This window comes from Nocardioides salsibiostraticola, from assembly GCF_054783655.1.
The window spans coordinates 125,142-138,493 of sequence record NZ_BAAGQD010000004.1 but is presented as its reverse complement, the minus strand read 5'-3'; the positions used below and the strand labels follow the sequence as shown (position 1 = coordinate 138,493).

Here is a 13,352-nt window from a genome sequence, read left to right as displayed (position 1 = left end):
GGTGCCGGGGTCGAGGCACCTCGATGGATGTCACGACGTTGAGGTCGCTAGGCCCCAAGCACCAGTTCAATGTCGTGGATGATGTCGACGACTAACTGTTCGGCGGGGGTGTGTGGTGGGTGTCCCCGGGCGGGTGTTGGTGCTCTGGGTGCGGTTGATCGGTAGCGGTGGCCGGTGGGGGTGATCGTGGTGACTCGATGTCGGTGGCTGTGTGGGTTGGTGGTCTGGGTCCAGCCGGGGGCCTGTTTGGCGTGGTTGCAGGCCTCGCAGAGACCTTGGCCGTTCTCTGCGGAGGTCTCGCCGCCGTTGTTTGCGGGGTGGATGTGGTCGGACTGGGCGATGGGGGCGTCGCACCAGGGGGTGCGACAGATCCCCTGATCGCGTAGACGTAGGAACTCGGCGATGGTTTCGGTGTGGAGGCGTTGTTTGGTGGTCATCGCGACCAGTCGGCCGTGGGGATCGGCGTAAAGGCCCCGGATGAACGTGATGGCCTCAGAATCGAGGGAGTTCGCGATGAGGTGGCGGGCGATCTCGGCGGGGACGGGTCCGTAGCCGGGGACGTCGGCGGGTTCGTGTCCACCGCCGAAGAGACTGGTATCGGACATCACGATGTTGACGGTGATCGGTGCCTCTTCAGCGTGTTCCTGACCGGTCAGGCGGGCAACCATCGTGTCGGCCATGATCTGGCCCTTGGACCGTTCGTCGCCGGCTGCTTTCGCGGCAGCGACTGCGTACTGGAGCGCGGCCCAGCAGGCGATTCCCTGGGTGGCGGGGAGTGCCCCGGTGAGGTAGGACATCGTGTCCGGGGCAGGCCGTAAGGACACGGTGCGTTCGGTCTCGGCTCTCCGGTTGCGGCGAACGACCGCGGCCGGGTCCAACCGGGCTGCGTGGGCGCGGAGCATCCCGACCAGCCGGCGGGTCCCGACCCCCTCCAGCACGGTCTCGTCAGCGCACATCACCTCATCGACCCACCGGCGGTCCTCGACGGTGAGGCACGCGGTTTCGCGGACCATCAGCATTGCGGCGTACTCCGAGAGTCTGCCGGTGTGTAACGCATCCGCGGTGTGGGGCATCTCGGCCCGCAGGGTCTTGGCGACCGAGAGGAACACCTGCCCCCGGTGCGGGGACTCCCGTCGCGCAAGGGCGACCTGGTGGCCCACCCCCCGTCCGTGCCGCCGTGCGGGTTCCCCGGCCGCGGCCTGCTGGGTTCGTTGGGAGGCATCGAGGTCGACTGCGAGGTCGCCCTGGAGGGCGCAGATGGTGTTCTTCAGGTCCTCCAGGGTCTCTAGCATCGCGACGCGTTCGGCGTCGGTGACCCCGTCGCGACCCTCGGGCAACGCGGACTCCATCGCGTGACGGTGCCACGTCTTAAGGATTCCGAGAGCCAAAGTCATACCCCTGATTATCGTAGAACAAGCAATCGAAAACAAGAGCAACCGACAATCTGTGGATAAGTTTTCGTGGGGTCGTCAAGATCCCCGCGCTTGCTGATCGAAGTGGAAGGATGAGGCGATGGTCACCACCCCACGCGACACCAGCGTCAGCAGATTCGGACACGTCGAACTCGAGGACTTCCCCGAAGATCTCAGAGAGCGTCTCTCCCCCATCGCCGAGAAGTCCGGCTTCGTCCCCAATGTGTTCCGGGCGCTGGCCCGTCGACCGCGGGAGCTTCGCGCCTTCCTCGACTACCACGACGCGTTGATGGACAGCGACGACGGACTGAGCAAGGCCGAACGGGAACTCATCGTCGTCGCGACCTCGGGGGCGAACAACTGCACCTACTGCGTGGTCGCCCACGGAGCGATCCTGCGGATCCGGATGAAGGACTCCCACATCGCCGACCAGGTGGCCACCAACCCCTACTCGGTCGAACTGACTGAGCGACTGCGCGCCATCGTCGACCTTGCCCTCCTGGTCGCCACCGAGTCGGCCACGCTCACCGAGGCCGACCTCGACGTGGCTCGTGCCGCGGGCCTGACCGACGACGAGATCTGGGACATCGGATCGATCACCGCCCTGTTCGGGCTCTCCAACCGCATCGCGCACCTGACAGCGCTGAAACCGAATGACGAGTTCTACGCGATGGGCCGGCGCTGACCGCCGCTCCCCCGGCCGCCCCAACACGCCCGGCACGACCTCGGTTTGAAATCCACCACCTAGTTAGAGACGGTGGAGGCTTCCTGCACGCAACCGGAAAGGCGAGCAATGCTTACCCTCACCGAGAATGCCAGCACGATCGTTCAGCAGATCACCAGCCAGCCCGCACAGCCCGGTCAACCCGATGTTGCCGGTCTCCGCATCACCACTGCGGGTGAAACCGACCTCTCGATCCAGGCCGCCGAGCAGCCCGAGCCCACCGACCAGGTGGTTGAGCAGGCCGGCGCGACGCTGTACCTCGACGAAGCATCGGCGCAGATGCTCGACGACAAGATCCTCGACGCTGCCGTCGACGAGCAGGGTGGCGTTGAGTTCGCCCTCGCTCTCCAGGGCTGACCCAGCCGCATCACCCGACCCGGCCCACGGCCGAGGCGACTCCTGTAGGTGTCCCCTCGTTCGTGGGTCGGGTTGTTTCTCGGGCCGCTTCTCAGCTCAGGCGGCCATCGTCCTGATCAGGACGCCGATCTTGTCGATCCGGTGCTCGGGGTTGTCGAACTCGTCGGACCAGTAGTTGCCCTCGGCGTGGTCCTCCTGGGTGCGACAGGTGGAAAGGGTGATCTTCGCTCGCGTGGCTCGCACGCCGGGACGCCCCGGAACCGCGGCCCGCTGCTCGCGCAGAGACTGCTCGGACCGGAAGGACGTGATCCGCGTCGTCTGGACCCGATAGACGTAGATCGTCTTCCCCGAGCGCACCCGAATCAGGTCGCCCTTCGTCAGGTTCGGCAAGAACTCGAAGATCCGGGTCGACGATGTCCGGTGCCCGGTGACCTGATAGTTCCCCACTCCCCCGGGCCCCACGCCTCCGTCGTTCCCGGTCGGGCTCGCGACGACACCCGTGTTCTGGATGGCGTGGCCCGCGGCGTCGTCCGTCTTACCTACGTAGGTCCGCACCTCGAGGTTCTCGATGTCCAACCCGGGAATGCTCATCAGCGCGTCGCGCGGTCGACCGTCGCTGGGTTCCCACAACGGCTCCGGGACAGCCGGTGACACTGTCTCCACGACAGGTTCCGGTGCCCCCGCTGGAGCCTCGGGTGCTACGGCACCGGGATCCGCCTGTTGCGCTGGCGTGGACACCGGGTCGGCGCTGTCACCCCCACAGGCCGCGGCTCCCCAAGCCAGGACCACCACGGTCCCGACGAGGGACCACCTGCGCAACAGCCGGCGACGGCGCAGCGGCAGGGTCGACGGCATGCGTCGAGAGTAGTCCTGTGGTGGTCGCCGTATCAGTGCTCGCGCAGCGCCTCGATGAGGTCGTTCTTGTTCATCGAGGACCGCCCCTCGATGTCGAGTTCGGCGGCGCGGTCGTGCAACTCCTCCACCGTCCATTCCTCGTACGCCGGGGAGGAACCTCCCCGCGCACCCACCTCTGAGCGAGAAGAGTTCGCGGCCGCGTTCGAGATCCGGGCGGACTTCTCCTTGCTGTTCCCCTCATCACGCAGCTTTTCGTAGAGCTCGTCGTCCTTGACGCTGGGGCCGGGCTCGTCCTTCTTGGCCATGTCTCCTCCTGAGATCGTCGGTATTGGTCGATACCCGATCGACGCAGGGTTCTAACGTTCGATCAGCACCTCGGCAAGCGGCTTGCGCTCGATGTCCGGCACCGTGGCGCCCGGTGCGGGATAGCCCACCGGGACGACCAGGAACGCCCGCTCGTTGGACGGACGGTCCAGCACCTCAGTCAGGAACTTCATCGGGCTGGGAGTGTGGGTCAGGGTCGAGAGCCCCGCCAGGTGCAGGGCCGCCAACAGGAATCCCACGGCGATTCCCACCGACTCCTTGACGTAGTACGGACGGGGTTCGCCTTCACCCTGGTGCACCTCGAAAACCACGATCAGCGCCGGAGCCTCCGTCAGGAAGGGCTTCGTGGCTTCCGTGCCGAGGTGGGCCAACGCGTCGAGCCACTCCCCCGACGCCCGACGCTGATAAAACTCGCGCTCCTCGGCCTCAGCCGCCTCGCGGAGCCGCTCCCGCACCGCTGGATCGGTCACCACGACGAACCGCCAGGGTTGGACGTTGGCTCCGCTCGGTGCGCTGGCCGCGGCCCGGATCGCCTGCTCGATCACCCCAGCCGGCACGGGCGTCGCGGCGAAGTCCCTGACCGTACGCCGCCGCACCAGGTCGTCCACGAACTCGGTGACCCGGGTCAGCGGATCCTCGCCATGCAGGGCCAACCGCGGCGCCGGCACGCGCATGTGATCGGAATCGCTCATCGCAGGAGCGTAGACCTCCAGGCGAGGGGTACCGATCCGGCATGACACATGACAACGAGAAGATCACCGCAATCCAGGCCGTCGTCGACCGGGTCGAGTCCTACCAGGAGAGCGCTCCTGAGGGCACGATCGAGAAGGAACTGCGCGAGGGACTCACTGAGGTCGGCGTCACCGTCGACGACAGCGACGTCGCCGCCCTCGTTCTGGCCATCGAGTCGAACAAGGGTCCGGTCGACGTGAAGGGCGTTCTCGGCTGAACCCGTCGTCGGGGAGCCGGGCCACCTCATCGCCCTGCCCCCCGGCGTCTGATTCCCAATCCCTGTTGATGGATATCTGGGGCCACTCCCCTACGATCGCCGCATGTTGAAGCGACTTCCCCACCTGATGGCTCTGTCCGTACTCGCCCTGGGCCTCGTGGCCTGCAGCAGCGATGCCGACCCCGTGGCCACCGACAGTCCCTCCGAATCCACTGAGTCGACTGAGTCGACCGACTCCACCGAGCCCACCACCGGTGCCTGCGAGTACGTCGAGGATTCCGCCCCCGCCAAGGACGCCGACCTCCCGCCCAGTGACCCGGCCGACACCGGTGACGTCTCCATCTCGATGGAGACCAGTGAGGGTGACCTCGGGTTGACCCTGGACGCCGCCGCTGCCCCGTGCACGGTGAACTCGTTCACCTCACTGGCGACTCAGTCCTACTTCGACGACACCACCTGCCACCGCCTGACCGGTGGCGGCGGCCTCTCGGTACTGCAGTGCGGAGACCCCTCCGCCACCGGCGCCGGTGGCCCGGGCTACTCCTTCGACGATGAGCTCAGCGGTGACGAGACCTACCCGGCCGGGACCCTGGCCATGGCCAACGCCGGCCCGAACACCAACGGCTCCCAGTTCTTCATGGTCTACGAGGACTCGCAGCTGCCCCCGGCCTACACCGTCTTCGGCACGATCGACGACGCCGGCCTCGAGGTCCTCCGCGGCGTCGCTGCCGACGGCTCCAACGAGCAGAACGGTCCCGGCGACGGCACCCCGAACACCGCGGTCGACATCTCCTCGGTGACCGTCAACTGACCCTCATCGTTGCGGGCCTGGGCGGAGTCACAGCGGAAAGGTGACTCCGCTCAGGTCCTCCGAAGCCGCCCACAGCGCCTTGCCCAGGTCAGGGTCGCTGGCGGCGTGCGAACGACCCACCGACACCGGCCACCCACGCATCTCGGCGGTCCCGTCCGGGCCGATGAACGAGTTGCCCGGCAGATCCATCGTCGCTGCGTAGAGCGACGGGAGCGCACCCTGGGCGGCGGACATGCCCACCAACCGGTGGCCGTACTTCCCCACCAGCGTCTTCCAGACGCTGCCGGTGTTGTGCGTGATGGCGGTCGCGGTCGACCCCGGGTGAGCGGCTACGACCCGCTGCGTGGACCCGGCCCGAGTCAGGCGGCGCGACAACTCGGCCACGAAGAGCAGGTTGGCCAACTTGGACTGGGCGTAGGCCGCAAAGGGTCGATAGGTACGCCGCGTCCAGTCCAGGTCGTCCACGTCCAGGACCCCGGAGTGGTGGGCCCTCGAACCGATCGCGACCACCCGATCACTGATCTGCGGCAGCATCAGGTTCGTCAAGGCGAAGTGACCCAGGTGGTTCGTGGCGAACTGGAGTTCCACCCCGTCGGGGCTCGTGCCGAACGGCACACCCAAGATCCCGGCGTTGTTGATCAGGACGTCCACGGGACCGATGGCGTGCGCGAAACGCCGCACCGACGTCAGATCGGCCACGTCGAGCACCCGGACCTCCGGCGTACCCGAGAGACCAGCGGCGGCCCGCTCCCCCTTCTCCGCGTTCCGGACGGCGAGCACGACCTCCGCACCCCGGGAGAGCAGCACCCGGGCCGTCTCCAGCCCGACCCCCGAGTTGGCTCCGGTGATCACGAAGCGACGCCCCGTCTGGTCAGGCACGTCCTGCTCGGTCCAGTGTGGCTTGCTCATGCCGCGGCGTACTGCTTCTTGCAGTAGCCGCGGAGTTTGCGCAGGATGACCTTGAAACCCAGGTTGAGGACGGGCTGCATGACGGGCATGACGTACTTCTGCCGGCCCGACGGCCACATCGCCAAAGTCCACGTCAGGTGGCATCCCGTCGCCGTGGGGGTTACGTCGTAGTACTCGCCGAAGGCCTCCATGCCGGGCGCCGTGGTGTGGGTGAAGTAGAACCCCATCGTCCGGGGCGGGTCCCAGTCCATGAACTCCTCGTCGCCCACGATCCCCCCGACCATGTCGACGGTGCGCGTCGTCCCGACCCCGATGGGTTCGGGGCTGGTCCAGGTGACCTTCTTGATCGCGGGGACCCACTGGGGCCAGGACTCGGCGTCGGCGAGCACCTCGAAGAGCTGCTCGGGGGTCACCGGCAGGTCGACGGAGTTCACGAAACGGACGGGAGCGCGGTGGACCTCAGCGGTCGTGACGGCGCGGCAGGGGATCAAGGTGTCAGACATGAGGGTCATCTTGGCGCACCCTCCCGGTGCTGTGTATGAGGAACCGCCTGACAGGATCGAGGACATGACTACCGAAGCGCGTGAGATCCACCTGATCAGCCGGCCGGCCGGAACGCCTGTGCCCGAGAACTTCGAGACGAAGACGACGACTCTCGAAGACCCCGCCGCCGGTCAGGTGCTGATCCGCAACACCGTCCTGTCCGTCGACCCCTACATGCGCGGACGCATGAACGACGTCAAGTCCTACGTCCCGCCCTTCGCCCTCGACGCCGCCCTGGAGGGCGGCGCGGTCGGTGTGGTCGAGGCCTCCGGTGACCCCGACGTCCCCGTCGGCACCTCGGTGCTGCACATGGCCGGGTGGCGCACCCACGCCCTGCTTCCCAGCAGCCAGGTCCGCCCGGTCGACACCGAGGTGGCCCCCGATTCGGCGTACCTCGGCGTCCTGGGCATGCCCGGTCTGACGGCGTACGCCGGCCTGTCCCGCGTGGGTGAGCTGAAGAAGGGCGAGACCGTCTTCATCAGCGGCGCCGCCGGTGCCGTGGGTTCGGTCGCCGGCCAGGTCGCGCGCCACCTCGGAGCCGGCAAGGTCATCGGTTCGGCCGGCTCGGATGAGAAGGTCAAGTGGCTGGTCGACGAGCTCGGCTTCGACGCCGCGTTCAACTACCACGACGGTTCGGTCGCCAAGCAGCTCGCCGAGCACGGCCCTGTGGACGTCTACTTCGACAACGTCGGTGGTGATCACCTCGAGGGTGCGATCTTCCACATGGCCGACTACGGCCGCATCGCGGCCTGCGGAGCCATCGCCGGCTACAACGCCGAGGCGCCCCAGCCTGGCCCGCGGAACATGATGATGATCATCTCCAAGCGCCTGAAGATCCAGGGCTTCATCGTCTCCGACTTCCCCGAGGCGACCAGCGAGTTCTACCAGACCTTCGGACCCCTGGTGGCCTCCGGCGACCTCGTCTTCCGCGAGACGGCCTACGAGGGTCTCGACCGGATGGTCGACGCCTTCGGGGCGCTCTTCACCGGTGGCAACACCGGGAAGATGATCGTCCGCCTGGACTGAGCCCGCCACACACCCCACTAACTCGTGAATCCCATGCACCAGGTGCATGGGATTCACGAGTTTAAGTTGCTGGCGACTCAGCCGGTGACCTTGATCCGGCTCTGCAGGCGTCCGCTGACCACGCGGTCCAGGGGGCCCTTGGTGCGTTCGCGGTCGATCCCCTCGAACGGCTTGCCCGCCTTACCCCGGAAGAACTCGAAGCCGAAGTTCTCGGAGCCTCCGCCCTGACCGGCGGTGAACAGCGAGGCGGAGATCTCGTCGTTGCGGGTTGCGCCCTCGGTGCTCTTCTTGATCCGGGCCACGGTGTTGGTGCGGCCGCCGAACTCTTCGTAGAAGAAGAAGTCGTCACCCTGGTTGCCGCCGTTCACGCGCACCTTGATGCGTGAGCCCGCTGCCTGCTTGGGGATCCGGTAGGTGTCCTGCACGGTGCGGGTGCCGGCCGAGCTCCGCAGTACGTAGCGGAGCTTCAGCTTCTTCCCTGCCTTGATGGTTCCCGGGTTGCGCCCGTTGAGCTTCGTCCACGCGCCGGCGCGACGCTGCTGGATCTGCACGATCTGGTACTCCGAGGCGTCCGATGTTGCCGTGGCTGTGGCCGTCACGGAGTCCACAGAGACCCCGGCCAGCGAGGTCAACGAGTAGACCAGATCGGCCACGGGGTAGCTGGAGTTGATGACGGTCCCGGTCTTGGACGTGTATCGGTTGGCGAGGATGATCGAGTAGGGCGCGCCCTTCTCATCGGTGCCGCTGATCGTCGTGGACTGCACCTCCGAACCTGGCCCATGGCCGTCGATGACCCGGTCGTGGTTGGCGAGCAGTTGATAGAAAGTCGCCTCGGCGGAGGCGTCCGCGAATACGACCTCGGTTGTCCCGGTCCGGCTCTTGGCGCCCTTGGTCACCGTCGAGGTCACCGATGTGCTGGATGGAACCGGCCCGAAGAAGCCGCTGATCCCCGTGAGCCGGTCATCGGTGATGGTGCCGGCGGGGTCGCTGATGTTGGCCACCTTGAAGGGAACCCCGAGCGGGTTCTCCTGGATGAGCAGGGCCGAGGCGGGGTGCAACCCAAGGGACGTCTCGCCGCTGAAGATCATCGGGTGGCCGAACCCGACCACACGGCCCCCGCACACCGACGTGGCGGTGCCGACCGCCGCGAGGGTGATGTCGCCGTATGACATTGAGGCGCCGATGTTGCCGCCAGCCACGATCGTGTCTGGACCGGCTGCTGCGGACGTGCTGCGGCCCAACGCGTAGGCGTCGCGATTCAGGTACGGGCGGTCCGCCGTGGATTTCACTCGGTTGGCCCCCACTCCGGCTACGCCCAGCGGCATGGGGAGCTGGCGCAGGCCCTCGCTGGCCTGGCGAGCCGTCACATCGCTGTGACGGGCCACCTTCCGGGCCATGGCCGGGTCCAGGTCGGCGCGACCGGCGGGGCGTGCCCCGGGGAGGTATTCGTCCATGTCTTCGAAGGGGGTGATGCCCGCGACCGAGGTCGACCCGTAGACCAGTCCGTAGGCCATCGCGCCGATCAGGCGACCGTCGGCGGCGTAGACCGGGGAGCCGGACATGCCCTGCCAGATCCCGCCGACCCGATTGATCTCGGGAGACTCCAGATTCATCAGGACCATGTCGAGCCCCGGGGCGATGCCGTTCTCGAGGACCCCGATCACCTCACCGGTGAAGGCGCTGGGCGTGGTGCCCCGGGTGACGGTGAGCCCGTTCACGGCGTCACCCTCGCTCAGTTCGGAGATCGGGTAGGCGACCGCGCAATCGGCGGCCGGGTCGGCAGCCACGGCGTACTGACCCGGGCTCAGGGCCGCAAGGGCGGCGCTCAGACCCAGTGCAGCGGTGAGGCCCAGCAGCGCCGGACGGCGCAGGTGAGGACGACCCGGATGGAGATGAGAGATTCGAGAGGCTCGATAGGACGACATCTGGGGTGATTCCCTTTCACGAGGCGGGACCTCACAGCGAGGACCCTGTCCCCGTCGCGACGAGGGGAGGAATCACCGGTCGTCGACGCCGAGTATTCGAAATATAGGCTTCGTTTCTGCAATTGGGAACACCATTTGCCGGCGACTCGCCGACCACTCGTTCCGTGAGTCCTCGTAGGGTGAACCGGTGACCACGCAGGGGCAACCACTTCTCCAGACCGAGGCGCAGGCCCGGTTCCGTCAGATCGATGTCACGTCGTACGACGTGCGGCTCGATCTCTCTTCGGCCGCGGACGAATCGACGTTCGGTTCGGTGACCGAGGTGACCTTCGAGAGCCGCGGCGGCAACACGTTCATCGAGGTCAAACCGAACCGTTTGGTCCGCGTCGTCTTCAACGATCAGACGTTGAGCAGTGATCTGTTGGAGCACGGTCGGCTCCCGCTCGAGACCCTCGAAGGCACCAACCGCCTGGTGGTCGAGGCGGTGATGCCGTTCCGCAACGACGGCGAGGGACTGCACCGCAGCACCGACCCGGTGGACGGCAACACCTACGTCTACGGCATGTCGTTCATGGACGCTGCACCCACGATCTTCGCGTGCTTCGACCAACCGGACCTCAAGGCGCCGTACACCTTCCACGTGCGGGCCCCTCGGGCGTGGACGGTGATCGGGAACGCCCCCGGCGAGCAGGTCGAACCCGGCGTCTGGGAGTTCGAGCAGACCCAGCCGCTCTCGACGTACTTCGTGACCCTGGTCGCCGGGCCGTACCACCTGATCCGAGACGAGCACGACGGCATCCCGTTGAGCCTGAGCAGCCGGGCCAGCCTGGCCGGTCCACTCGAAGCCGACGCCCAGGAACTGTTCACCCTCACCAAGCAATGCTTCGACGAGTTCCACCGGCTCTTCGGCATCCGCTACCCCTTCGGGAACTACCACCAGGCCTTCGTGCCCGAGTTCAACGCCGGAGCCATGGAGAACCCCGGTTGTGTCACCTACCGCGATCAGATGCTCTTCGACACCCGGGTCACCCGAGGGACCCGGATCGGCCGGGCCACCACCGTCGCGCACGAGATGGCCCACCAGTGGTTCGGGAACATCACCACCCCGGTGTGGTGGGACGACCTGTGGCTCAACGAGTCGTTCGCCGAATACATGGGCAACCGGGTGACCGCCGACGTCACCGAGTACGACGACGCCTGGACCCAGGTGTCCTGGGCCCGTCGCCAGTGGGGACTGTCCGCCGATCAGCGTCCCAGCACCCACCCGGTCGCCGGGAACGGCGCCGTGGACGCCGTGGCCGCCCTGCAGAACTTTGACGGGATCTCCTACACCAAGGGCTCCAGCATCCTCAAGCAGTTGGCCACCTCGTTGGGCGACGACGTCTTCTTCGCCGGGGCCGTCGACCACTTCACCCGCAACCGGTTCGGCAACGCGACCATGCATGATCTCTTCGCCAGCTGGGAACGCAGCGGTGCGGGCGACCTCTCCCCCGTCATCGACCAGTGGCTTCGCACCGCGGGTCCCGACCGGATCACCCTCGACCGCTCGAACGGCACGCTGGTCCGGACGCCTCCTCCCGAGCACCCCGCCAACCGGACCCACCGTTTCGACGTGGAGGTGCTCGGGGTGGGCCGGACCCCGGTCACCATCGACGGACCGGTGACTCCTGTGTCGGTCGACCCCGTTGGCCCCGTGATCCTGGACCCCGACGAGACCAGCTGGGCGGTCTACGTGCCGAATCCGCTGACCGTCGAATCCCTGGTCGAGCACCTCCCCCGCGTCGAGGATCACCGACTCATCGCCGCGACGTGGAACAACCTCAAGAGCGGCTACTCCGTGGCGGCCATCGATCCGGACGACATCGTCGACCTCGTCGTGGCGGCTCCGCCACTAGCCGATTCGGAGGACACCGGTCGGCGCACGATTCCGTGGCTGCTTCGGGAGGTCCTACCGGCTGCTTCCGAGGGGTCCTTGGAACGGATCAACGCCGCTCTGATGGAGGCATTGGGCACCACGGACCCTGGATCAGAGGAGCAACTGACTGCCTTCCGGGCCTCGATCTCCACCACCTGTGACGCTGCCCTCCTCCGCGGGTGGCGGGACGGGACCGACCTGCCCTCCGGACTCGACCTCGACGGTGATCTCCGGTGGCGCCTGACGACCGCGTTGGCGCGCAGCGGAGCCGTCGACCGCGCGGACGTGGACCGTCTACTGGCGTCCGAGGAGACCGTCACCACGCGTGCCCACCACGCCCGCGCCGTCGCCTCCATGCCCACCCCCGAGGCCAAGCAGTTTGCCTGGGAACGCTTCACCGGTGCGGTCGACGTACCCAACTACGAGCTGGAAGCAGCCGGCGCCGGGCTGTGGCAGGACGGACAGGAATCCCTCACCGACCAGTACGTCGCGCGCTACATCCAGGAACTCCCCGCCACTGCCGAGGTGCGCAGCGGTTGGGTCCTTGCCCTGACCGCGGAGTCCTTCTTCCCGCGCACCGCCGCCACCGCAGAAGCCGTAGCCGCATTGGAGACACTCCTCGAACCCGACGTGCTGGTGCCCGCCGTGGCACGCCGGGTCGCCGACCAACTCGACGACCTGCGCCGGCGCTGCCTGGTCCGCGCGACCTTCCCCCACTGATGCGCGACCGACGACCCGGCCCCGTCACGCGCACCCGCGTCACGGAATTCGTCGGCGACCGGGAACGCCAGCGTGAGGACCGGCTGGTCACCGAGGAACCTCTCGAGATCCGTCTGGCCTGGCCCGGGCGCCCCGCCGAGCGGGTGTGGGTGACCATGCGGACCCCAGGGCATGACTTCGAACTGGTGGCCGGTTGGATCGCGCATGAGGGTCTCGGCACGGTGAGTCGCATCGCCTACTGCACCGACGTGGACCTCGCACCGGATCAGGAGTTCAACGTCGTCACCGCGACCCTGGAGCAGGCGCCGTCCGAGGTCCCCCACCAGCACGAGTCCGTGACCGCGGGCTCCTCGGCGTGTGGGGTGTGCGGACGCGACAGTGTGCAGGCCGCCATCCCCGATCCCGCTCTCGCGTGGAGCGGTCCCGCGCCCCACCCCGACGTCGTCCGACGCCTGCCGGACGCCCTGCGCCAGAGGCAGCGCGTCTTCGACCACACGGGCGGTGTCCACGCCGCCGGCCTCGCCGACGCCCAGGGTGCGCTTCTCGTCGTGCGTGAGGACGTGGGGCGGCACAACGCGGTGGACAAGGTGACCGGGGCCAGGATCATGGCCGGAGAGTCTCCGGCGGAAGCGGCCCTGGTGGTCAGCGGGCGGGCCGGATTCGAGTTGGTGCAGAAGGCACTGGCGGCCGGGATCGGGACCATGATCTCGGTCGGCGCCCCCACCAGTCTGGCCGTGGATCTCGCGCGCACCGGAGGTCTGAGCCTCTATGGATTCACCTCCGCTCAGAGGACGGTTCGTTACACGTCGTAACTGCCCCAACGGCTCGAGCAGGTTTGCCGACCGGGGTCCGCGGGTAACACCCAGGATGTCCCGACCAACC

14 protein-coding genes are annotated in these 13,352 nt (G+C 67.5%); 7 read left to right on the top strand and 7 right to left on the bottom strand.

Annotation, left to right across the window (positions count from 1 at the left end; all coding sequences use genetic code 11):
- Window positions 1–47 precede the first annotated feature (47 nt).
- Entirely contained in the window at window positions 48–1,349 is a 1,302-nt protein-coding gene (locus ACYVLV_RS03405) for an HNH endonuclease (protein ID WP_460807701.1), read from the bottom strand.
- 163 nt (window positions 1,350–1,512) lie between these two features.
- Between ACYVLV_RS03405 and ACYVLV_RS03400 the strand changes: the two genes are divergently transcribed.
- Together ACYVLV_RS03400 and ACYVLV_RS03395 are read left to right on the top strand one after the other, a co-directional pair.
- Window positions 1,513–2,097: a peroxidase-related enzyme gene (locus ACYVLV_RS03400; protein WP_460807699.1), complete on the top strand. Its 585-nt coding sequence runs from the start codon at window positions 1,513–1,515 to the stop codon at window positions 2,095–2,097.
- A 108-nt stretch (window positions 2,098–2,205) separates the two neighbouring features.
- Complete coding sequence (locus tag ACYVLV_RS03395; RefSeq protein WP_460807698.1) at window positions 2,206–2,493, top strand: Fe-S cluster assembly protein HesB; 288 nt, start codon at window positions 2,206–2,208, stop codon at window positions 2,491–2,493.
- Window positions 2,494–2,589: 96 nt separating this feature from the next.
- Here ACYVLV_RS03395 and ACYVLV_RS03390 read toward each other — a convergent pair whose 3' ends face one another.
- From ACYVLV_RS03390 to ACYVLV_RS03380, 3 genes are read right to left on the bottom strand one after another with little or no spacing between them, the layout of a single operon-like run.
- A complete protein-coding gene (locus ACYVLV_RS03390) occupies window positions 2,590–3,348 on the bottom strand; it encodes a sortase domain-containing protein (RefSeq protein WP_460807696.1) in 759 nt (252 codons plus the stop codon).
- Window positions 3,349–3,380: 32 nt separating this feature from the next.
- On the bottom strand, window positions 3,381–3,653 hold the full coding sequence (locus ACYVLV_RS03385) for a DUF7218 family protein (RefSeq protein WP_460807695.1): 273 nt from the start codon (window positions 3,651–3,653) through the stop codon (window positions 3,381–3,383).
- A 51-nt stretch (window positions 3,654–3,704) separates the two neighbouring features.
- Window positions 3,705–4,364: a nitroreductase family protein gene (locus ACYVLV_RS03380; protein WP_460807694.1), complete on the bottom strand. Its 660-nt coding sequence runs from the start codon at window positions 4,362–4,364 to the stop codon at window positions 3,705–3,707.
- Between the two features lie 41 nt (window positions 4,365–4,405).
- Between ACYVLV_RS03380 and ACYVLV_RS03375 the strand changes: the two genes are divergently transcribed.
- Window positions 4,406–4,621, top strand: coding sequence for a hypothetical protein (locus tag ACYVLV_RS03375; protein WP_460807693.1), 216 nt, complete (start codon window positions 4,406–4,408; stop codon window positions 4,619–4,621).
- A gap of 103 nt (window positions 4,622–4,724) precedes the next feature.
- Entirely contained in the window at window positions 4,725–5,432 is a 708-nt protein-coding gene (locus ACYVLV_RS03370; protein ID WP_460807691.1) for a peptidylprolyl isomerase, read from the top strand.
- A gap of 27 nt (window positions 5,433–5,459) precedes the next feature.
- Here the strand turns inward: ACYVLV_RS03370 and ACYVLV_RS03365 are convergent, their stop codons facing one another.
- Together ACYVLV_RS03365 and ACYVLV_RS03360 are read right to left on the bottom strand one after the other, a co-directional pair.
- Window positions 5,460–6,341 carry an oxidoreductase gene (locus ACYVLV_RS03365; protein ID WP_460807690.1) on the bottom strand — a complete coding sequence of 294 codons (882 nt, stop codon included), beginning with the start codon at window positions 6,339–6,341 and terminating at the stop codon, window positions 5,460–5,462.
- The gene (locus ACYVLV_RS03360; RefSeq protein ID WP_460807688.1) at window positions 6,338–6,844 is read right to left on the bottom strand and encodes an SRPBCC family protein; all 507 of its coding nucleotides are present in this window, start codon (window positions 6,842–6,844) and stop codon (window positions 6,338–6,340) included. Before ACYVLV_RS03360 ends, ACYVLV_RS03365 begins: the two co-directional genes overlap by 4 nt.
- Before the next feature lie 64 nt (window positions 6,845–6,908).
- Between ACYVLV_RS03360 and ACYVLV_RS03355 the strand changes: the two genes are divergently transcribed.
- Window positions 6,909–7,910 carry an NADP-dependent oxidoreductase gene (locus tag ACYVLV_RS03355; RefSeq protein WP_460807687.1) on the top strand — a complete coding sequence of 334 codons (1,002 nt, stop codon included), beginning with the start codon at window positions 6,909–6,911 and terminating at the stop codon, window positions 7,908–7,910.
- Window positions 7,911–7,987: 77 nt separating this feature from the next.
- Here the strand turns inward: ACYVLV_RS03355 and ACYVLV_RS03350 are convergent, their stop codons facing one another.
- The gene (locus tag ACYVLV_RS03350) at window positions 7,988–9,835 is read right to left on the bottom strand and encodes a SpoIVB peptidase S55 domain-containing protein (protein ID WP_460807685.1); all 1,848 of its coding nucleotides are present in this window, start codon (window positions 9,833–9,835) and stop codon (window positions 7,988–7,990) included.
- Between the two features lie 187 nt (window positions 9,836–10,022).
- Here ACYVLV_RS03350 and pepN point away from each other — a divergent pair, with 187 nt between their 5' ends.
- Complete coding sequence (pepN, locus tag ACYVLV_RS03345; protein WP_460807683.1) at window positions 10,023–12,470, top strand: aminopeptidase N; 2,448 nt, start codon at window positions 10,023–10,025, stop codon at window positions 12,468–12,470.
- On the top strand, window positions 12,470–13,282 hold the full coding sequence (locus ACYVLV_RS03340; RefSeq protein WP_460807681.1) for a formate dehydrogenase accessory sulfurtransferase FdhD: 813 nt from the start codon (window positions 12,470–12,472) through the stop codon (window positions 13,280–13,282). Before pepN ends, ACYVLV_RS03340 begins: the two co-directional genes overlap by 1 nt.
- Window positions 13,283–13,352 lie beyond the last annotated feature (70 nt).

Coding starts and splice junctions, on each gene's coding strand:
- ACYVLV_RS03405 (WP_460807701.1), bottom strand. CDS start 1,349: ATGGAGTCCGCGTTGCCCGAGGGTCGCGACGGGGTCACCGACGCCGAA.
- ACYVLV_RS03400 (WP_460807699.1), top strand. CDS start 1,513: ATGGTCACCACCCCACGCGACACCAGCGTCAGCAGATTCGGACACGTC.
- ACYVLV_RS03395 (WP_460807698.1), top strand. CDS start 2,206: ATGCTTACCCTCACCGAGAATGCCAGCACGATCGTTCAGCAGATCACC.
- ACYVLV_RS03390 (WP_460807696.1), bottom strand. CDS start 3,348: ATGCCGTCGACCCTGCCGCTGCGCCGTCGCCGGCTGTTGCGCAGGTGG.
- ACYVLV_RS03385 (WP_460807695.1), bottom strand. CDS start 3,653: ATGGCCAAGAAGGACGAGCCCGGCCCCAGCGTCAAGGACGACGAGCTC.
- ACYVLV_RS03380 (WP_460807694.1), bottom strand. CDS start 4,364: ATGAGCGATTCCGATCACATGCGCGTGCCGGCGCCGCGGTTGGCCCTG.
- ACYVLV_RS03375 (WP_460807693.1), top strand. CDS start 4,406: ATGACACATGACAACGAGAAGATCACCGCAATCCAGGCCGTCGTCGAC.
- ACYVLV_RS03370 (WP_460807691.1), top strand. CDS start 4,725: ATGTTGAAGCGACTTCCCCACCTGATGGCTCTGTCCGTACTCGCCCTG.
- ACYVLV_RS03365 (WP_460807690.1), bottom strand. CDS start 6,341: ATGAGCAAGCCACACTGGACCGAGCAGGACGTGCCTGACCAGACGGGG.
- ACYVLV_RS03360 (WP_460807688.1), bottom strand. CDS start 6,844: ATGTCTGACACCTTGATCCCCTGCCGCGCCGTCACGACCGCTGAGGTC.
- ACYVLV_RS03355 (WP_460807687.1), top strand. CDS start 6,909: ATGACTACCGAAGCGCGTGAGATCCACCTGATCAGCCGGCCGGCCGGA.
- ACYVLV_RS03350 (WP_460807685.1), bottom strand. CDS start 9,835: ATGTCGTCCTATCGAGCCTCTCGAATCTCTCATCTCCATCCGGGTCGT.
- ACYVLV_RS03340 (WP_460807681.1), top strand. CDS start 12,470: ATGCGCGACCGACGACCCGGCCCCGTCACGCGCACCCGCGTCACGGAA.